The sequence below is a fragment of the Mesorhizobium sp. AA22 genome (assembly GCF_001672375.2).
In the GTDB taxonomy this organism is placed as follows: domain Bacteria; phylum Pseudomonadota; class Alphaproteobacteria; order Rhizobiales; family Rhizobiaceae; genus Mesorhizobium; species Mesorhizobium wenxiniae.
In genome coordinates, this window is record NZ_CP048406.1 from 2,955,490 (window position 1) to 2,974,598 (window position 19,109).

The 19,109-nt window shown below is 59.1% G+C and carries 21 protein-coding genes; 15 read left to right on the forward strand and 6 right to left on the reverse strand.

Annotation, left to right across the window (positions count from 1 at the left end):
• The first annotated feature begins 12 nt into the window (after nucleotides 1-12).
• The gene (locus A9K68_RS31340) at nucleotides 13-279 is read left to right on the forward strand and encodes a hypothetical protein (RefSeq protein ID WP_065009878.1); all 267 of its coding nucleotides are present in this window, start codon (nucleotides 13-15) and stop codon (nucleotides 277-279) included.
• Nucleotides 280-404: 125 nt separating this feature from the next.
• Here the strand turns inward: A9K68_RS31340 and A9K68_RS14340 are convergent, their stop codons facing one another.
• The 4 genes from A9K68_RS14340 to A9K68_RS14355 are packed head-to-tail and all read right to left on the reverse strand — an operon-like array spanning nucleotide 405 to nucleotide 3,575.
• Nucleotides 405-1,088 carry a transporter substrate-binding domain-containing protein gene (locus A9K68_RS14340; RefSeq protein ID WP_065009879.1) on the reverse strand — a complete coding sequence of 228 codons (684 nt, stop codon included), beginning with the start codon at nucleotides 1,086-1,088 and terminating at the stop codon, nucleotides 405-407.
• A complete protein-coding gene (hpaI, locus tag A9K68_RS14345) occupies nucleotides 1,075-1,866 on the reverse strand; it encodes a 4-hydroxy-2-oxoheptanedioate aldolase (RefSeq protein WP_065009880.1) in 792 nt (263 codons plus the stop codon). The genes A9K68_RS14340 and hpaI overlap by 14 nt, the downstream gene beginning before the upstream one ends.
• Before the next feature lie 8 nt (nucleotides 1,867-1,874).
• Nucleotides 1,875-2,657: a fumarylacetoacetate hydrolase family protein gene (locus tag A9K68_RS14350; protein ID WP_065009881.1), complete on the reverse strand. Its 783-nt coding sequence runs from the start codon at nucleotides 2,655-2,657 to the stop codon at nucleotides 1,875-1,877.
• Nucleotides 2,658-2,681: 24 nt separating this feature from the next.
• On the reverse strand, nucleotides 2,682-3,575 hold the full coding sequence (locus A9K68_RS14355; RefSeq protein WP_065009882.1) for an intradiol ring-cleavage dioxygenase: 894 nt from the start codon (nucleotides 3,573-3,575) through the stop codon (nucleotides 2,682-2,684).
• A gap of 256 nt (nucleotides 3,576-3,831) precedes the next feature.
• Between A9K68_RS14355 and A9K68_RS14360 the strand changes: the two genes are divergently transcribed.
• The 10 genes from A9K68_RS14360 to A9K68_RS14405 are packed head-to-tail and all read left to right on the forward strand — an operon-like array spanning nucleotide 3,832 to nucleotide 11,206.
• On the forward strand, nucleotides 3,832-4,569 hold the full coding sequence (locus A9K68_RS14360) for a GntR family transcriptional regulator (protein WP_065009883.1): 738 nt from the start codon (nucleotides 3,832-3,834) through the stop codon (nucleotides 4,567-4,569).
• Nucleotides 4,569-5,390, forward strand: coding sequence for a sugar phosphate isomerase/epimerase (locus tag A9K68_RS14365; protein WP_065009884.1), 822 nt, complete (start codon nucleotides 4,569-4,571; stop codon nucleotides 5,388-5,390). Before A9K68_RS14360 ends, A9K68_RS14365 begins: the two co-directional genes overlap by 1 nt.
• 46 nt (nucleotides 5,391-5,436) lie before the next feature.
• Entirely contained in the window at nucleotides 5,437-6,105 is a 669-nt protein-coding gene (locus A9K68_RS14370; protein WP_065009885.1) for an amino acid ABC transporter permease, read from the forward strand.
• 9 nt (nucleotides 6,106-6,114) lie between these two features.
• On the forward strand, nucleotides 6,115-6,765 hold the full coding sequence (locus tag A9K68_RS14375) for an amino acid ABC transporter permease (protein ID WP_065009886.1): 651 nt from the start codon (nucleotides 6,115-6,117) through the stop codon (nucleotides 6,763-6,765).
• A gap of 41 nt (nucleotides 6,766-6,806) precedes the next feature.
• Entirely contained in the window at nucleotides 6,807-7,631 is an 825-nt protein-coding gene (locus tag A9K68_RS14380; protein ID WP_065009887.1) for a transporter substrate-binding domain-containing protein, read from the forward strand.
• Nucleotides 7,632-7,638: 7 nt separating this feature from the next.
• Nucleotides 7,639-8,415: an amino acid ABC transporter ATP-binding protein gene (locus tag A9K68_RS14385; RefSeq protein WP_065009888.1), complete on the forward strand. Its 777-nt coding sequence runs from the start codon at nucleotides 7,639-7,641 to the stop codon at nucleotides 8,413-8,415.
• An 18-nt stretch (nucleotides 8,416-8,433) separates the two neighbouring features.
• Nucleotides 8,434-9,294 carry a shikimate dehydrogenase gene (locus A9K68_RS14390; protein ID WP_065009889.1) on the forward strand — a complete coding sequence of 287 codons (861 nt, stop codon included), beginning with the start codon at nucleotides 8,434-8,436 and terminating at the stop codon, nucleotides 9,292-9,294.
• 14 nt (nucleotides 9,295-9,308) lie between these two features.
• Nucleotides 9,309-9,677 carry a 5-carboxymethyl-2-hydroxymuconate isomerase gene (locus A9K68_RS14395; RefSeq protein WP_065009890.1) on the forward strand — a complete coding sequence of 123 codons (369 nt, stop codon included), beginning with the start codon at nucleotides 9,309-9,311 and terminating at the stop codon, nucleotides 9,675-9,677.
• 33 nt (nucleotides 9,678-9,710) lie between these two features.
• Entirely contained in the window at nucleotides 9,711-10,160 is a 450-nt protein-coding gene (gene aroQ, locus A9K68_RS14400) for a type II 3-dehydroquinate dehydratase (protein WP_065009891.1), read from the forward strand.
• 8 nt (nucleotides 10,161-10,168) lie between these two features.
• The gene (locus A9K68_RS14405; RefSeq protein ID WP_065009892.1) at nucleotides 10,169-11,206 is read left to right on the forward strand and encodes a Gfo/Idh/MocA family oxidoreductase; all 1,038 of its coding nucleotides are present in this window, start codon (nucleotides 10,169-10,171) and stop codon (nucleotides 11,204-11,206) included.
• A 212-nt stretch (nucleotides 11,207-11,418) separates the two neighbouring features.
• Here the strand turns inward: A9K68_RS14405 and A9K68_RS32275 are convergent, their stop codons facing one another.
• Nucleotides 11,419-11,550: a hypothetical protein gene (locus A9K68_RS32275; protein WP_281409502.1), complete on the reverse strand. Its 132-nt coding sequence runs from the start codon at nucleotides 11,548-11,550 to the stop codon at nucleotides 11,419-11,421.
• 477 nt (nucleotides 11,551-12,027) lie between these two features.
• Between A9K68_RS32275 and A9K68_RS14410 the strand changes: the two genes are divergently transcribed.
• The 4 genes from A9K68_RS14410 to A9K68_RS14425 all read left to right on the forward strand — a co-directional run bounded on the left by A9K68_RS14410 (nucleotide 12,028) and on the right by A9K68_RS14425 (nucleotide 18,368).
• Complete coding sequence (locus tag A9K68_RS14410; RefSeq protein WP_065009926.1) at nucleotides 12,028-13,680, forward strand: ABC transporter substrate-binding protein; 1,653 nt, start codon at nucleotides 12,028-12,030, stop codon at nucleotides 13,678-13,680.
• A 226-nt stretch (nucleotides 13,681-13,906) separates the two neighbouring features.
• Entirely contained in the window at nucleotides 13,907-14,941 is a 1,035-nt protein-coding gene (locus A9K68_RS14415; protein WP_082982534.1) for an ABC transporter permease, read from the forward strand.
• Nucleotides 14,942-14,953: 12 nt separating this feature from the next.
• The gene (locus tag A9K68_RS14420) at nucleotides 14,954-16,111 is read left to right on the forward strand and encodes an ABC transporter permease (protein ID WP_065009893.1); all 1,158 of its coding nucleotides are present in this window, start codon (nucleotides 14,954-14,956) and stop codon (nucleotides 16,109-16,111) included.
• Between the two features lie 52 nt (nucleotides 16,112-16,163).
• Complete coding sequence (locus A9K68_RS14425; RefSeq protein ID WP_065009894.1) at nucleotides 16,164-18,368, forward strand: ABC transporter ATP-binding protein; 2,205 nt, start codon at nucleotides 16,164-16,166, stop codon at nucleotides 18,366-18,368.
• 13 nt (nucleotides 18,369-18,381) lie between these two features.
• Here A9K68_RS14425 and A9K68_RS14430 read toward each other — a convergent pair whose 3' ends face one another.
• Nucleotides 18,382-18,972: a hypothetical protein gene (locus tag A9K68_RS14430; RefSeq protein WP_065009895.1), complete on the reverse strand. Its 591-nt coding sequence runs from the start codon at nucleotides 18,970-18,972 to the stop codon at nucleotides 18,382-18,384.
• Nucleotides 18,973-19,109: the final 137 nt, after the last annotated feature.

The window sequence follows — 19,109 nt, forward strand, 5'->3', positions numbered from 1 at the left end:
CGCCGCCGCCTGATGATGCTCACCCAGTCGGTCGCTATCGCGCTCGCAGTTTTCCTGGCGGTCATGGTGCTGGGGGAGGAGCGCCGATCTGGGCCATTCTCGCGGTGGCGGCGGGGCGTGGCCGACACGCGCGGGCACATCCACACGGTCGTCAGGACGCCGAATGGCAACGACTACGGCAAGGACTTGCTGCGCCAGCACCACGAAGCACACGCCCATGATCCAGGGCCACGGCCACCCAACCCGTCGGAACAAGAGTTGCTCGACATCGTACGCTAAGGCTCAACGAAACATGAACTTCCGAGTCGGAACGCTTGAGAGGGAAGAGGATTCCAATTGCCTATTCGGGAGTTAACGTGTCGCGTCCCCTCGACCTGGCTCCCTCGCATGTCCCGCCAACTGCTTCAGCTGCTCGGCTTACCCGCACTGCAATGCTGTTGGATGAAGTCCGATAGGAAGGTTGAAGCGTGAACACACCTCCGATGCACAGCGATCGCCTGAGGCACTTTCGAGAATGTCCCCTCAACAATGCGGAAACCTGGATTCTCTTCGCAGAAACGTGACAGGGACTCGGTCAAGCCCGCAGCCGCATCGCACTGGGAGGATACAAGCATGTCCAGGGCGGAGGCGAAATTTTCGGTATGGAGGACAATTGCATTTCTAACCTGTCGCTCAAGCTGCTTTGTATACGCTGCGGTTCTGGCGGCGGCAATGCGCACCCCTTCGACGTCAACATGCTCGACGCTGCCTAGCGGGCTACCGTCTGGCACCAGAAAGCTGGCGGTCACCGCGGTATAGGGGGGCGAGAAGGAGAACCTGTCGGCACGTGATGGATCGGAAGCAATGAACGCAACGTCCCACTCGTTGCCTTCGGCAGCCGTAAGAATATCAGCGGCCGATCCGTATTGAACCAGCGACAAACCACAGTCGAGTTCTGCCGCAAGTTCGATCGCGATCTGCGCGCTCGGCCCTGTCAGAAAGCCTGTCCCTGGATCGAGTTGGACAAGTGCGGCATTCGACATGTTGACCGCCGCTCTGATGACTCCCGTCGGTGCGATTTCAGTGAGGAGCTCATCACGTTCCGACATCGTGGTACGCTCCCTGAGATGCAAATCGTGCCGCGAGTGCTTCCGATCCCCTTGCCAGAACAGCGACATCGACACCAACGGCAGTAAATAGTGTTCCCAGCGAGAGGCACCGTGCCGCGAACTTCTCATCCGGGGTAAGAATGCCCGCAGGCTTGCCCAACGATTTCAGGCGTCCAATCGCGTCAACAATTGCATCGACCACCTCCGGGTGGCTCGGTTGGCCCCTGTGTCCGAAACTCGCTGCCAGGTCTGCCGGTCCTACGAATACGCCATCCACTCCCTCTACCGACGCGATCGACTCGAGGTTGCCAAGCGCTTCCCGCGTCTCAACTTGCAGCAACAGGCAAATTTCCCGTTCCGCATTTTGCGCATAGTTCGCAACTCGGCCGAAACGAGTGGCGCGCGTCAGGGCAGAAACACCACGAATTCCATCCGGAGGATATCGCACGGCCGCGACTGCGGCTTTCGCCTCTTCTGCATTCTGAACGTAGGGAATGAGCAGTGTCTGAACGCCAATATCCAGGAAACGTTTGATGAGAACGGGGTCGTTGATGGCCGGGCGGACGACTGGGGAAACGTCGTATGGTGCGACCGCTTGCAATTGCGGCAGGACGGTCAGAACGTCACCTGGAGAATGTTCCGTGTCGAACAGCAGCCAATCGAAACCTGAATGCGCGACGATTTCCGCGGCGTAGTTTCCCGGCAAGCCACACCACAGGCCGATCTGACTTTGACCAGAAAGAAGCTTCTGCTTGAATCGATTGACAGGATGTTCCATCTAGCACCTCACACAAACGACACGCCGATGGAGCCAACAGGGCCATAGTCGGCCTGAATGACATCACCTTTCGCGATATCGACAGGGCGCGTGAAGGAGCCGGCCAGGACTATTTGTCCCTTCTTCAGGCCACCGCCCACAGCATAAAGTTTGTTGACCAGCCACGCGATGCCGGCTGCCGGATGTCCCATGATCGCCGCCGACACGCCCGACTCCTCGATGATGCCGTTCTTGGAAAGAGTCGCTCCGACCCAACGGATATCAATGTCCATCGGGCGAATTATACGGCCGCCAACGACGAGGGCGCCGAAAGCTGCGTTGTCCGCAATGGTGTCGGTGATCGCTCGAGGGACTTCGGTCCGGTAGTCGATAATCTCGAGCGCCGGGACAACGAACTCGGTCGCACGCATGACGTCATAGATCCTGGTGCCGAGCCCGACGAGATCCTCACCCATAACAAAGGCCAGCTCGACCTCGAGGCGCGGCTTGATAAACAAGTCAGCCCTGATCTGCGCTCCGTCGTTGTAAAGAGCATCGTCAAGAATGCAGCCGTAGTCCGGCTCCGTCATTTTCGAAGCCATCTGCATTGCGCGTGACGTCAGGCCGATCTTATGCCCGACGATCCGTGCGCCCTTGGCCACCCTCGCCTCCGCCCACAAAGCCTGAATTCGGTAGGCGTCCTCGAGTTCGAGGTGCGGGTAGGTCTTGCTAGGCTGTATGATCGGCTTCCGCTCGATTTCAGCTTTGAGCAGCGCGTCTGCCGCGGCCCGGCGTTCTTCTTCGGTGATCATATCGTTTGCTCTGCTGATGGCGATTTACTTGATCGGAGGTCGCGGCAAAACGGCTTCGCCGGGTTCCATGACATAGGTGTAGTCGAGCGAGAACCATGGGCCAGGAATATCCGTTTCGGTCGGATGGGACGCCTCATGGCGAATGAAGTCGCCGGTCAGGGCTGCCGTGACACCGAACTGAACATCGGAGTCGATGTTCGGGTCGCTGGGGTCGAAGACCTGGGAAATCAGCGTCTTGTATCCGTGCTTGAAGATCAGTGCGTGCAGGTGCGCTGGTCGGTACGGATGGCGTCCCTGAGCTTTGAGCAGGCGTCCGACGACGCCATCGACCGGTATGGGATACCCGACCATCTTGACGGTCCTGAACCAGAACCGACCTTGCTCGTCGGTCATGAATTTGCCGCGCAAGTTCATCTCGGCCTGGTCCGGGTCCTGGTTTTCGTAAAGACCGACGGGAGATGCATGCCACACATCCACTTCAGCGCCGGCAATTGGCTTACCGTCGCGGTCAACGACCCTGGCATGCACGAACAAGGGAGTGCCCGGCGTCTCGGATCGCATAATCGTCCCGCCATTTTCGACTCGCGGAGAGTTGAGGCGCCAGAATGGGCCCAACAGCGACTGGGAGGTCTCAGTCTGTCCCCTGTCGCCATTGTTCAGTAGGCAGACAAGTGAAGACACGCCAAGAGAACCGGCCATCAGCACAAACTCGTTATGGTGATCAGTATGCAGTTGCCCGATCTCATTCAGCATGGCTGTCGCCTCCCGAAACTCGACCTCCGTCAGTCGAACCTCGCGCACGAAGGCATGAAGATGCGTGACCATCGCCACGAGGATTTCTCTCAGGCGGGGGTCTTCAGTGCGATTCATCACAGCGAGGACGGCTGGCGTCAGATCGCTTTCATTTTTGATCACCATGTGGGCTACCTCCCGATTTCCCCGACTAATCCAATAATCGATTATCTGTCAAGGCCGCCGTACATTCTCGCGGGTCCCACAAGTGGAGACAAAACAGGGTACCGACATATAATCGATTGATTTAATTATGTTTTATTCGCATAGAAGAAGCTAAGGGTTGACTTTTTTGCAGATTTCACCCTACTCAAGTTGACAGAAATAATCGTTTATTATATCGATCAGCGACAATTAGTTCGGGGGAGCCTTGGGAGGAACAATGGTACCGGATGACGACGGCGCATTTGCTCCGACGACAGAAGATGCTCGCTCGTCTTCTGGCTTTCTCGATGATGGCAAAAACACAATTGGGAGCCAGCTTGCATCCCGTCTTCGTGAAGCGATCATCTCCGGCGAGCTTCAGGCCGGCAGCAAGATCAATCTCGACAAGGCGCGCAAGACGTTCAACGTGAGCCTCAGTCCGTTGCGTGAAGGGTTGGCGCGGCTGATATCGGATGGTCTAGTGGAGTTCGAGGACAATCGCGGCTACCGCGTTTCATCAATTTCCTTGGCCAATCTGGAAGAGATAACCGCCCTGCGCGAAGAGTTTGAAGTCTTTGCGCTTCGCGAGTCCGTGCGGGCCGGCGATGTGGAGTGGGAGGGTAACGTCATGCGCGCGCTGCATCGCCTTAACCGCACCAATCGTGACGCGGCTCGGCCAGAGACACTGGAGCGCTGGGAAGAGCTCCACCGCGAATTTCATCTGACACTCGTATCCGGCTGCCGGAAGCCGATCCTGCTCCATTTCTGCAGATTGCTTCTTAATCTCAACGACCGTTATCGCCGGACGTTTCTGACCCGCACGTCGGGTGACCGCAACGTCAGCCAGGAGCACAGTGAGATTGCCCAGGGAGCCGTCGCCCGGGATCTGGACTATTCGTGCGATATGTTGCGTGAGCATATTCACCGCACGGGAACCAATCTGCGCAATCACCTCGCGACAAAGGGGATCTTGTGATGACCGTCGCGACGCCAAGACCGGGCCTTGAACTGGGCGTGGCGCATTTTTCATCCATCGCGCTGCCGCCCAAGGAATTCGCCGTGATAGCTGCTCGGGCGGGTTTTGCGTCGATAGGGCTGCGTCTGCACCCCGCCTTTCCAGGAGCCCCTTTCTACGAGTTGCCGGTGGGCAGCCAGAGTGCCCAGGAATTCAAGACAATTGCCGATGGCGAAGGCGTCAAGGTGTTCGATATCGAGTTCTTCGTGATCGACGAGAGCTTCGTCGCGGGCTCCCATGAGGCGACCGTGGCAGCCGCTGCGAACATAGGGGCGCGCCGGCTGAGTGTTTGCGGCGATGATCGAGACGGCGGCCGTCTTGCCACAAACCTTTCAGAGTTTTGCGCCCTCGCGGCGCGATATGGCATGTCAGTCGACATCGAAAACATGGGCTGGCGGACGGTAAGGACCTTTGGCGACAGCGTCGCGGTCGTGAATTCCTGTGGAGCAGAGAACGCCGGTGCCCTCGTTGACGGGATTCACTTCTTTCGAAACGGCGCCTCGATCGACGAGCTTCGCGGAAATGCAGGGAAGGTAAAACACGTCCAGCTTTGCGACGTCCGCGGGCCTGCTCCCAAAACATCGGATGCAATGATCGCCGAGGCGAGAAGCGGTAGGCTCGCTCCTGGAGAAGGCGAATTGCCATTGAAGGACCTCTGGGCGGCAACCGAATACGGCGCTGCTATCTCGGTTGAAGTGCCACTCGTCGGGTCGGTCGACCCGGAGGCACATCTAAAACATCTGCATGACAGCGCACTGGGAATTTTGAAACCGGATCATTGATCCGGCGTCGACGCGGCGTGGGCCGGTCGGGAGGAGGAAGTCTGACATGCCTTATACGTTCGATTTCGGTGCGGTCCTCGACCGAGCCCCGGAATTGCTATGGGGTTCGCTTGGAACGCTTGGCCTTGCGCTGGCTGGGATGCTCCTCGCACTCGTCATCGGAATCCTGGGCGTTGTTGCAAGGACTTCCAAGAGCGAGATCACGCGCACTTCCGTGATCGTTTTCGTTGAGGTCGTGCGTAATACGCCATTCCTCGTGCAGATCTTCTTCATATATTTTGCCCTTCCTCTCATGGGCATACGGCTCAATCCGACCGTTACGGCGATCATTGCCCTCGGCATCAATGGTGGGGCGTACGCAATCGAGATCATCCGAGGCGGGGTCGAGAGCGTGTCGCGCGGCCAGATCGAGGCAGGTTTCGCACTTGGACTGCACAAGGCGGACGTCTTCCGGCTCATCGTGCTCAAGCCGGCACTGCGGGCGATTTATCCCTCGCTCACAAGCCAGTTCATCTTGCTGACTCTGACAACGTCTGTCTGCACGTCAATCGCCGCTTACGAACTGACCTCGGCCGCCCAGCGCATTGAGTCTGACACCTTCCGCAGCTTCGAAGTCTATTTCACGGCGACCGCTATCTACCTGGTTATTTCGACGCTGATGATGGGCCTCTTTGCCCTCATTTCTCGCCACTACTTCAACTACCCGACGCGATAGGAGGCAGCCATGGGTCCCATCGGCGAAAATGAATTCTTCTTTTTGATGCAGGGTTTGAAGTGGACCGTGCTGCTCGCGATCGTGGGCTTCATCGGTGGGGGGATGTTCGGAATCCTGATCGCGCTGCTGCGCACCTCGAAGAAGAAGGTCGTCCGGACGATCACCGCAGGATATGTCGGCATCTTCCAGGGCACGCCCCTTCTGATGCAGCTCTTCGTTGTCTATTACGGCGTTGCGCTGTTGGGCGTCGAGGTCAACGCGTGGATCGCGGTCGCAATCGCCTTCACGCTCCATGCTAGTGCCTTCCTGGGCGAGATCTGGCGCGGCTCCATCGAGGCTGTGCCGAAGGGCCAGACGGAAGCCGCCAACGCCCTCGGTCTGCATTATGTCTCGCGGATGAAAGACATCATCGTGCCGCAGGCCCTGAAAATCTCGATGCCGGCCACGATCGGCTTCCTTGTCCAGCTCATCAAGGGCACGTCGTTAGCAGCAATCGTCGGCTTCATTGAACTGACTCGCGCCGGCCAGATCATTTCAAACCAGACCTATCGTCCGCTGCTCGTCTTCGGGATCGTCGGCGCAATCTACTTCATCATTTGCTGGCCGCTCTCCCATGCCGGAAGTGGCCTCGAAAAACGGATGGCGAAAGCTGCCCGCTAACCGCTTCGCTCGAAGCAAAACTCTTGAGGAGGAGAATAAGCATGCATAACAATCGTAGGAATTTTCTCGGACTTGCACTGGCAACCGTTGCCTTCGCAACCGTTGGCGCTGCCGCCGCCTCTGCGGCAACTGTAGAGGAAATCAAGGCAAAGGGCACGCTTGTGGTCGGCATCCAGGGCGACAATGCGCCATGGGGGTTCGTCAACACAAGCGGCCTGCAGGACGGCTTCGACGCTGACGTCGCCAACCTTTTTGCCAAGGAGTTGGGCGTGAAGGTTCAATTCCAGCCGCTCGCCGTTGCCAACCGAATTCCGGCGCTAACGACCGGGAAAGTCGACATCCTGTTCGCAACGATGGCGATGACGGAAGAACGTGCGAAATCAATTCAATACAGCAAGCCCTACGCCGCTAACACGATTTCGCTTTATGCGGCGAAGTCCGACACGGTTACGAAGCCTGAAGACGTTGCGGGATGGGAGATCGGCGTTCCGAAGTCCAGTTCGCAGGATAAGGCAGTAACGGACGCCGTCGGATCCACCGCAACGGTTCGCCGCTTTGATGACGACGCCACAACCATCCAGGCTCTCATCTCCGGACAGGTAAAGGCGGTTGGCGGCAACCAGTTCTATGGTCAGCGTCTGGATGCCGCGAATGCCGGCACCTATGAGCGCAAGATTAACTTTCTGACGACCTACAACGGCGTCGGGACCCGGCTCGGCGAGAAGGACTGGAACGAAGCCGTCAACGCCTTCATCGACAAGATCAAGGCCAATGGTGAGCTTGCCGCCATCACGAAGAAGTGGATGGCGATCGAGCTGCCGCAGTTCCCTGAATCCATTCCGAACATCCCGTTTACCGTCAATTAAAGCCCAAATGGAGAGTTCCGTGCTGCTCAATTCTGCACAAGATCAATCGACGCTGATTTCCCTTGAGGACGTGCAGAAGTGGTACGGCGATTTCCATGCTTTGAAATCCATCAGTCTGTCGGTCCGCAAAGGCGAAAAAATCGTCCTCTGCGGGCCGTCAGGCTCCGGGAAATCAACGTTAATCCGCTGCATCAATGCCCTCGAAACGATCGAGGACGGCAAAATCGTCGTCGAGGGTCAGGTACTGGACGGTAGCGCCAAATCCGTCGATGCGATTCGTCGCGAAGTGGGAATGGTCTTCCAGAGCTTCAATCTCTTCCCGCACATGACCATACTTCAGAACTGTACACTCGCCCCGATGCGTGTTCGAGGCACAACCCGCACTGACGCAGAGCGACTGGCTCGAAAATATCTCGAGCGCGTTCGAATCCTTGACCAGGCCGAAAAGTTTCCTGCACAGCTATCCGGCGGGCAACAACAGCGCGTTGCCATCGCTCGCGCGCTCTGCATGGAGCCGAAGGTCATGCTCTTCGACGAACCAACCTCTGCCCTCGATCCGGAAATGGTGAAGGAAGTGCTCGACACCATGATCGGGCTCGCCCGTGACGGCATGACGATGATCTGTGTCACGCACGAAATGGGCTTTGCCCGCCAGGTCGCCGATCGCGTCATCTTCATGGCCTCAGGAGAAATCATCGAAGAGGCCGAACCGGAGATCTTCTTCAAGTCTCCCAAGCACGAACGCACGAAAACCTTCCTCGGCGAAATCCTTGCCCACCACTGACGTTCGAAAGCGATACCAATGCACGACAAGAAATTCCTCGTGGGGCTGATCGGGGCCGACATCCTAATGTCAAAGTCCCCGGCGCTCCACGAAACGGAGGCTCGACATCAGGGCTTCGATTACCGTTACGAGCTTCTCGATCTGGCCGAGGCAGGCCTTCCTGCCTCGGCGCTGCCGGACCTCCTCGACGAGGAAGAGCGTCGCGGTTTTGCCGGGACCAACATTACACATCCGTGCAAGCAGTCTGTGATCGCCCACCTCAGCCGCCTTTCCGAGGATGCAGAGATGCTCGGTGCGGTCAACACCGTGGTCTTTCGTGACGGCGAGAGGATCGGCCACAACACTGATTGGTACGGTTTCTACGAGAATTTCCAGCGCGGCCTTCCGCACGTCACGAAGTCGCATGCCGTCCTGCTTGGCGCCGGCGGTGCCGGTGTCGCCGTGGCGCATGCTGCAATCAAGCTCGGTATTAAGCGATTGTCGATCTTTGACCAGGATTCGAAACGAGCAGAAACCTTGGCTGGGCAGTTGAACAATCGGTTCTCAAGAGATTGCGCTCGTGCCACGACGGATGTGGGCAGCACCCTGCGCTCCGCGGACGGCCTTATTCACGCGACACCGACGGGTATGAAGAGCCATCCTGGTTTGCCGATCGACCCGGAATGGCTTCTTTCACGGCATTGGGTCGCCGACATCGTCTATATGCCGCTCGTCACAGAGCTCCTTGCTCTCGCCGAAAGAAAAGGCTGCCGGACCCTTCGTGGCGGCGGCATGACCGTCTACCAGGCAGCAGCGGCTTTCGAATTGTTCACCGGGATAGCACCGGACGCAGAGCGCATGTCCCGTCACTTTATGGACTTGTGCCGCCTGTCGGCTTGATGGGGAGATCCCAAATGCCGCATATCATCATCGATTATAGCCGGGGCGCAGGCGAGCATGTAGCCATGGACCGGCTCACGCTGACCGTGCATCGCTGCGTTCGCGATGGCGGCCTTGTGAAACCTTCTGTCGTGCGCACGCTTACGCGGGAGGCGACATATTCCTGCGTGGGCGATGAGCATGTCGATAATCATTTCATCCAAATTATCGTGCGGATGGCACCGGGTCGTTCTGCAGAGACTAAGCAGAAGCTTCTCACTGCCGTTCTCGAGGCCGCGCGGGCGATCGCCGCGCCTGCTCTCGCAGCTGGAAGGCTCGGCTTGCGCGCAGATCTCTACGAGTCGGACCCTGATTTTGCTGTTCAAGCAATCGCGTTCGTCTGACCAGGACAGCGTGCTCAAGAGGGAAAATATACTATGAGCCTGATCTACGTTCTCAATGGACCAAACCTCAATCTGCTTGGTAAACGCCAGCCGCACATCTACGGGCATGAAACGCTCGCAGACGTAGAGGCGGACTGCCGCAAACTGGCGGCCGAACTCCGCCATGAAATCCGCTTTCACCAGAGCAACCGGGAATACGAGATCATCGATTGGATTCATGAGGCGCGCGAGGACGGTGCGGGCATCGTCATCAATCCGGCAGCCTTTACCCATACCTCACTCGCCATCCTCGACGCTCTGAACACATTTGAAGGGCCTGTGATCGAGATCCACATCTCCAATGTGCACAAGCGCGAAAGCTTCCGACACCATTCGTTCGTTTCGCACCGCGCGGACGGCGTGATCTGCGGCCTTGGAACAGAAGGATATCAGCTTGGCATCCGGCGCGCGGCGACAATGATCAAGGCGGCGAGCAAGGGCTGAGGTGCACCATGACCCAGCGGGTTAAGCTGGCCGTACTTGGCGCAGGGCTCATCGGTAAGCGCCATATTCAGCACGTCATGGCCGAGCCCTCGGCGCAACTCAGTGCCGTGGTCGATCCCTCGCTGGTTGGCGAGAGTATTGCCAAGGAAGCCAGCGTGAAGTGGTTTACAAGCTTCGCCGACATGGTTGCCGCAGACCGACCTGACGGGATCATCGTGGCTACGCCCAACCAGGCTCACGTCCAGAACGGGTTGGAAGCCGTTGAAGCCGGCGTTCCCGCACTCATCGAGAAGCCTATCGCCGACGACATTATATCCGGGGAAAAGCTGATCGCAGCGGCTGAGGCAAAAGGTGTTCCTCTTTTGGCCGGCCATCACCGCCGACACAATCCGGTGATGCAGAAGGCAAAGGAAATCATCGAAAGCGGGAAGCTCGGCCGCGTTCTTGTTGTCAATGCGATGTTCTGGCTGTTCAAGCCCGACGATTACTTCGACATCTCGTGGCGTCGTGAGCGCGGTGCGGGGCCGGTTTTCCTCAATCTCATCCACGATGTCGATAATCTGCGTTACCTTTTCGGCGATGTGGCCGCGGTCCAGGCACGCGAGTCCAACGCAGTGCGCGGCAACGCAGTTGAGGAAACGGCTGTGATCCTGATCGAGTTCAAGAATGGAGTTTTGGGAACTGCTACAGTTTCGGATTCGGTGGTCGCACCGTGGAGCTGGGAGATGACAACCGGAGAGAATCCGGCCTACCCCAGAACCGAGCAATCCTGTTACATGATCGGAGGAACGCACGGGTCGCTGGCTGTTCCGTCGCTCGAGGTCTGGCGCAATCCTGGTAAACGGAGCTGGTGGGAGCCACTTGACCAAAAGCGTATCGAGGTCGACGACGAGGACCCGCTCGTCCTGCAGATCAGGCAATTCTGCAACGTGATCCGCGGAGACGAACCGCCGCTTGTCAGCGGGCGTGAGGGGCTCGAAACCTTAAGGGTAATCGATGCGGTAAAACGCTCGGCGGCAACGGGAGAACGTATTGAGTTGAACTGACGCCTGAGCAATGTGTAACGCAACCGCCTGCTCGCCCTTCGCATCTCCTTGCATCCGATGCGAGGAGAACGCCGGCTCAACACCGACGAACGAGCAGTTGCGGCGGTCCTGTTTTCGAGCGCTCCTGTTCGAGACCGCTGGCAGTTAAGCCACTTCGACGTTCCTCAAATCGGCTGCATGCGCCGCATGTCGGATAGCTGGCCACCCTCGACTTAGGCATCGCCCTTCTGGCGGAGGAAATCGTCGCCGAGGATTTGGCCGATGGCCGTCTGCGTCACTGCCGCCGCTCTGTCTTCGCCACTATCGAAACGCGACGCGCTTCCGGCAACGACGCAACGCTTCATCGAATTTCTGGGTGACTGCTTGGAGCCGACTTAGGCGAGAAATCAACTCCGCCTTGAGCGTACCTTTTTGTCATTCGGTACTTGGGTCCGGATGTCCGCAACGGATCGCAGCATGCCGTCCGCGAGGTGCCCATCTAACCGCCGTTGTTAGGCGGCGGCCATATCCCCGTCGTGTGAACGTTGCCATGGCGCTTAACTAACAGAGATTATGCGCAAAATCAAAGTGCTACAGTGTCTTTTGCGCGCCCCAGAGGACGCGCGGCGCTGTCGTGAATGTCTCAGTTTGATCGATCCCGGAGATTCGAACGAAATCTGCCGGGCAATAGCAATTTTGCGCCAAGACTGTCGTTATCACGCGAACTGCTTCCCTTCCAAAGTTGCACATTCCTTGGCATGTTCCCAACCCGTGCCGTTTTTGACATCATGGCCCGGATGCGGAATGGTAAAAGGCAGAAAGCCAACAATGGGAGTTTCGTGATGACAATCTACAAGAGTAATGGCGATCGCGTTCCGGATCACATCCATGCAATGGCCGAAGAAGCCAAGGCCGGACGTGTCGATCGCCGCGAGTTTCTGGCTCTGGCCAGTGTCTTCGGCGCGTCCACGGCGATGGCCTATGGAATGCTCGGCCTCGCCGACCCGACGCCGGCGAGAGCGCAGGACGTACAGGGCAAGAAGGGCGGCATATTGAAGGTCGCCATGTGGATCAAGGATCCGAAGGATCCGCGCAAGGCCGACTGGTCGGAAATCGCCAATGCCGAGCGCCAGGCACTCGAGCCGTTGGTCAAGTACACAAACGAATACACGTTCCGCCCCTACCTGCTCGAGAGCTGGGACGTCAACGACGATGCCACCGAATACACGCTGCATGTGCGCAAGGGCGTCACCTGGAACAACGGCGATCCATTCACCGCGGATGACGTCATCTTCAATTTCAAGCGTTGGGCCGACAAGAAGGCCGAAGGCAATTCCATGCCCGGTCGTCTCGGCTCGCTGGTCAAGGACGACAAGCTGGATGAGAGCGCAGTCACCAAGGTCGACGATTTGACGGTGAAGCTGAAGCTCAGCACGCCGGATATCGCGCTCATCCCCAACGTGTGCGACTATCCCGGTCTCGTCGTCCACAAGACCTTCGACGAAAAGGGCGGCGATTTCAAAGCCTGCCCGATCGGCACCGGCCCGTTCGAACTCGTCTCCTACGATGTCGGCCAGAAAGTCGTCTACAAGCGCCGCGAAGACAACAAGTGGTGGGACGGCGAGGTCTTTCTCGACGGCATCGAGTTCATCGACTACGGCACCGATCCGGCGGCCACGGTCAGTGCCTTCGAATCCGGAGAGGTCCATACCAATTTCGAGACGTCGGCCGATTACGTGTCGATCCTCGACGGTGTCGACCTGGTCAAGTACGAGGTGGTCACCGCAGCGACCATCGTCTGCCGCACCAATGTGGCCAACAAGCCTTATGACGATCAGAAGGTCCGCAACGCGCTGCAGCTCGCAGTCGACAACGCCGTCGTGCTGCAGCTGGGCGGTGGCGATGCCGGCACTGTCGCCGAAAACCACCATGTCTCGCCGATCCATCCGGAATATTACGAACTGCCGAAGATTGCCCGCGATCCGGCCAAGGCGAAGGCGCTGATGGAGGAAGCCGGTCAGGCCGATTTCGAGCACGAGCTGATCACGGTCGACGAAGACTGGCACAAGAATACCGGCGATGCGATCGCCGCGCAGATGCGCGACGCCGGCATCAAGGTGAAGCGCACGGTGCTGCCGGGTTCGACGTTCTGGAACGACTGGACGAAGTATCCGCTGTCGATGACCAACTGGAACATGCGGCCGCTCGGCGTCCAGGTTCTGGCGATCGGCTACCGCACCGGAGAAGCCTGGAACGAAACCGCCTGGTCGAATCCCGAATGGGATGCCAAGCTCAACGCCGCGCTTGCGGTCGCCGACGCCGCCAAGCGCAAGGAGATGATGAAGGACATCGAGCAGATCCTGCAGGATTCCGGCATCATCATCCAGCCCTTCTGGCGCAAGCTCTACAGTCACTCGGTGGCTGCCGTTAAGAACTACGCCATGCACCCAACCTTCGAGCGCGATTACGGCAAAGTCTGGCTCGACGAGGCCTGATCGGGTCGATCGTGGAAGGGGCGGTTCGCCCCTTCCACCCACGCCATGCATGATTCCAGAACCGAAGTAGGCGCAGCAAGAAAGGCGCGGACTCTTCGGATAGGGGCGTGCAATAAGACAGGGTTGATCGCATTCTGAGGGTCCGTTTGACAGCCAACTCTGCCGATAGCGGCTGAAGTGGCGCCAAGCCGGCCTCAACCCCAACCAGACCGGCAGGGGGACCGCCATGCTTTCTTTCATCCTTCGACGCCTCGGCACCATGGCATTGACGATGCTGTGCCTGACGTTGGTCGTCTTCTTCCTGATCAATCTCGATCCCAATCTGAAAAAACTGGCGATCAGCCAGACCGAAATGCACACCTCGGCCGAGCAGCTCGAAAGCTGGCTGGTCAACCATGGCTATCGCCAGAATTTCTTCTCCCGCTATGGCCAATGGCTGGGTATCCTGCCCAAACAGCCGGTCACAGACCCGGCAACGGGCAAACCCGCGCGACGTTTTTCCTTCTGCAACGATCCTGTCGAGCCAACGTTCTCCGGCGTGCTACAGGGTGATTTCGGCTGCTCGACCAAGTTCAAAACGACGGTCGCGTCGAAGCTTTTCCCCGCGCTCGGCGCCACCGGTATCCTGATGTTCTGGGTGCTTGTGGTGATGGTGCCGATCTCGCTTCTGATCGGCATCCTCGCCGGCATGCGCGAAGGCTCGCGAACCGATCGAACGTTGTCCGTCGCCTCGATCGCCTCGACGGCGACGCCCGAATATGTGTCGGGCGTCATTTTCACCGTCATTTTCGCCTCATGGCTCGGCCTGCTGAACGGTTCGGCGGCTTCGGCCAGCCGAGGCATCACCTTCTACAATTTCACTTTGCCTGTCATGACGCTGGCGATTTACGGCATCGGCTACATCGCCCGCATGACCCGCGCCTCGATGGTCGAGGTGATGACGCAGCAATATATCCGCACCGCGCGGTTGAAGGGCCTCTCCTTCGGCAGCGTCGTGGTCAAGCATGCGCTGCGCAACGCGCTGATCGCACCGTTCACTGTCATCATGCTGCAATTTCCCTGGCTGCTCACCGGCGTCGTCATCGTCGAGGTGATGTTCCGCTACCAGGGGTTTGGCTACACGCTGGTCGAGGCGGCCGGCAACAACGACATCGATCTTTTGCTTGGCTGCTCCCTGGTCTCGGTGTTCATCGTCCTGATCACGCAGCTCATTTCCGATGTCGGTTACGCATTTCTCAATCCGCGTATCAGAGTTCAATAGGGGATCGGGCGGATGCAGCTTGAATATATCGGCGCCTTCGATGTGGTGCTTGGCGTGCTTGCGCGTTTCTGGCCGGTCTGGATCGCTCTCGTCCTGGTGATGGGAGCGAGCTTCGCCTACAAGAAGAGGCTTGGCCTCTACGGTCAGCTGTTCGACAGCAGCGTCGGCATCGTTGGCGTCGGCATCTGCCTGTTCTGGCTGTTCACGGCGATCTTCGCGTCGACCATCTCGCCCTTCAATCCGCTTGTCCAGATCCCGATCATGAAGGACGCGCTGCCTGGCGCGATCGAGCCGCAATCGGGACTTGTCTACCTGTTCGGCGGCGACAAGCTTGCCCGCGACGTGTTCAGCCGCATGGTCTATGGCAGCCAGATCGTGCTGATCATCGCGCCGGCGGCGACCGGTTTCGCGCTGATGGTCGGCATCACGCTTGGCCTGCCGGCCGGCTATTATGGCGGCAGGATCGATACGGTGCTGTCATTCCTCGCCAACCTGGTGCTCGCCTTCCCGGTGATTCTCCTGTTCTACCTCTTGGTGACGCCGGGCATCATGGAGACGCCGATCCCCTATGCGATGGCCGGGCTGTTCTTCCTGTTCCCGATCATCTTCTTCAGCGTGCTGTTCTGGACGCGCTACAAGAAGCGGCCGGACCGCCTTTACATCCTCCTGGGACTGACCCTTGTCATTGGCGGCTGGGTCTATGCCGGCCTGGTCTTCGATGCCGACCCGTTCAGGATCATCCATATCGATCCCAACCAGCTCAACATCTTCGTGGCGGTGGTGTTCGCCTCCAGCCCTGGCGTGTTCCGCATCGTGCGCGGCCTTGTCATGGACATCAAGACGCGCGACTATGTGGCGGCGGCGCAGACGCGCGGTGAATCGCCCTGGTACATCATGCTGTGGGAGATCCTTCCCAATGCGCGCGGGCCGCTGATCGTCGATGCCTGCCTGCGTATCGGCTACACCACGATCCTGCTCGGCACGCTCGGCTATTTCGGCCTGGGGCTGGCGCCCGAGAGCCCGGACTGGGGCACCGCGATCAAGGATGCCAGCCGGCTGCTGCGCTCCTTCATCCATCCGGCGCTGCCGCCGACGATCGCGCTGATGTCGTTCGTGCTGGGCCTTAATCTGTTGGCAGACTCGCTGCGTGAACAATCGATGAAAGATTGATGGACGGGTTCTCGACCCGATATGCTTGAAAGAACAAGGATTGGAGCGACCCATGAATGAGGCAGTTCGAAATCCCGCCGAGCCGATCATCGAGATCGAGAACCTGTCGATCTCCTTCTTCACCCGCAAGGGTGAGATACCGGCCGTTATGGACTTCTCCTGCACGGTCATGCCTGGCGAAGCGATGGGCATCGTCGGCGAATCCGGCTGCGGCAAGTCGACCGTGTCGCTCGGCATTATGCGCGACCTCTCCAACATCGGAAAGATCGTCGGCGGTCGGATAAAGTTCCAGGGCAAGGACATGGGCGAGCTGTCCGACGAGGAACTGCGCGCCATCCGCGGCAACAAGATCGCGATGATCTACCAGGAGCCGATGGCCAGCCTGAACCCGGCGATGAAGGTCGGCCAGCAACTGATGGAAGTGCCGCTGATCCATGATAAGGTGTCGAAGGAAGAGGCTTATAGACGCGCGCTGGAAATGGTGCGCGCGGTCAGGCTGCCCGATCCCGAGCGCATGATGCGCTCCTTTCCGCACCAGCTTTCCGGTGGCCAGCAACAGCGTATCGTCATCGCCATGGCGCTGCTGTCGAAGCCGGCGCTGCTCCTGCTCGACGAGCCGACGACGGCGCTCGACGTGACGGTGGAAGCCGGCATCGTCGACCTGGTCAAGGGGCTCGGCGAGAAGTTCGGCACCTCGATGATCTTCGTGTCGCATAATCTCGGCCTGATCCTGGAAACCTGCGACCGCATTACGGTGATGTATTCGGGCGAAGCGGTGGAGACCGGCAAGATCAAGGATGTCTTCGACCGGATGCGCCATCCCTACACGCAAGGCCTGTTCCGCTCGATCCCGCTGCCCGGCGCCGACAAGAATTCGCGGCCTCTGATCTCCATACCGGGGCAATTGCCGCTGCCGCACGAGCGGCCGAAGGGCTGCAATTTCGGCCCCCGCTGCCACCATTTCGTCGAGGGCGTCTGCAACGCCGCCGAAATCCCGATGATCGCGGTCGACGGCCATGAAGGCCATTTTTCGCGCTGCGTGCGCTTCAACGAGATCGACTGGGAAGCGCTGCCGCCCGGCGCCAAGAAGGTCAACGAGCGCGTCGAGCCCGGCGCGCCGGTGCTCAAGATCGAGGATCTCAAAAAGTACTACAAGGTCGGCGGCAGCGAGGTGTTCGGCTCGAGCGAGGGCCGCGTCGTCAAGGCCAACGAGACGATCTCCTTCATGGCGCGCGAATCCGAGACCGTCGCCATCGTCGGCGAGTCCGGTTGCGGAAAGTCGACGCTGGCCAAGGTGCTGCTCGGACTTGAGACGGCAAGCTCGGGCAGCGTGACGCTCGGCAACCAGCAAATCCAGTCGACCGGCGTCGAGAAGCGCAGTGTCGAGACGGTGTCGTCGATCCAGATGGTGTTCCAGAATCCGTTCGACACGCTCAATCCCAGCCATACGGTCGGTTCGCAGATCATCCGCACGCTGGAAAAGTTCAATGTCGGCAACACGGTCGCCGATCGCCGTCAGCGCATGCTGGAGCTTCTCGACCTGGTGAAGCTGCCGCGGGCGTTCGAGACCCGCAAGCCGCGCCAGCTCTCAGGCGGCCAGAAGCAGCGCATCGGCGTGGCGCGGGCCTTTGCCGGCGACGCCAAGGTGGTGGTGGCCGACGAGCCGGTTTCGGCGCTCGACGTGTCGGTGCAGGCGGCGGTGACTGAGCTCCTGATGGACATCCAGCGCAAGAACAAGACGACGATGCTGTTCATCAGCCACGACCTGTCGGTGGTGCGCTACATCGCCGATCGTGTCGTCGTCATGTATCTCGGCTATATCGTCGAGCAGGGCACGACCGACCAGATATTTTCGCCGCCCTATCATCCCTATACCGAGGCGTTGCTGTCGGCGATCCCGATCGCCGACACCAGCGTGATCAAGAAGCACATCGTGCTGGAGGGCGACATTCCGTCGGCGATGAACCCGCCAACCGGCTGTCCGTTCCAGACGCGTTGCGGCTACAAGAAGCTGGTGCCGGACAATCTTTGCGAGACGCAGGTGCCGCCGGTGAAGAATCTCGGCGACGGTCATTTGAGCCTGTGCTGGCTTGCCGACGACGTGCTGGCGAAAATGGAGCCGGTGATCAAATTCGACAAGGAGCATGCCGCCCATGAGGGGTTGCCGGACGACGTGCCGCAAGGCATCGGTCCTGGTTTTGCCGGCGCTCCGCCCAAGCGTCCGCGCGGCAAAAGGCCGAAGCTGACGGATGGCTAGATCCTTGGCTTCATCAACGCGCGCATTGGCGTAGCTGCGCGGCATAATCCCGAGCCATCTTCTCGGTGGCTCGCGCATAGCGCTGCACGCCGGCATCGCCGCGATTCCCGCGGCCATAGGCCGTCCAGCCGAGATAATAGGCCAGATAGAGGTTGTAGGTGTCGTTGCGGGCGACGCCGAGCGTGTCTGATGTCTTTGAATGATACCAGCCGACGAAATCGACGGCATCGGCAAAGCTGGTGCGGCGCGCCGCCCAGCTGCCGGTCTCGCTTTGATACTGCGCCCAGGTGCCGTCGAGCGCCTGCGAGAAGCCGGTGGCGCTGGAGACACGTTTCCAGGGAATGAAGCCGAGAAGCTTGGTGCGCGGCGGCCTGGCGTTGCTCTTGAAACCAGATTCCTTCCGCACCGTCGCCATCAGCACGGGAACCGGCACGCCGTGCTTCTGTTCGGCGCGTTCGGCCGCCGCCTGCCAGTTGTCGAACCAACCGTCATTCTGGTCGAACACGGCGCAGACATCGTTGATATGGCGTGGCGGCGTCGCGCAGGCCGACAGCGCCAGCGACACGGTAACAGCTATAATTTTACTAAAACTCGACTTACCCATTGGAACAGGATTAGGCCGAAAACATAAAAGGAATCTTGCTGCGTTCCTTAATGGCCCATCGGCCGCTTTGGTCGCGGCAGAGCGAGGATAGATATTCCGACGTTTTATGTCGCTTTTGTCGGCGTGAAATTCCCGAT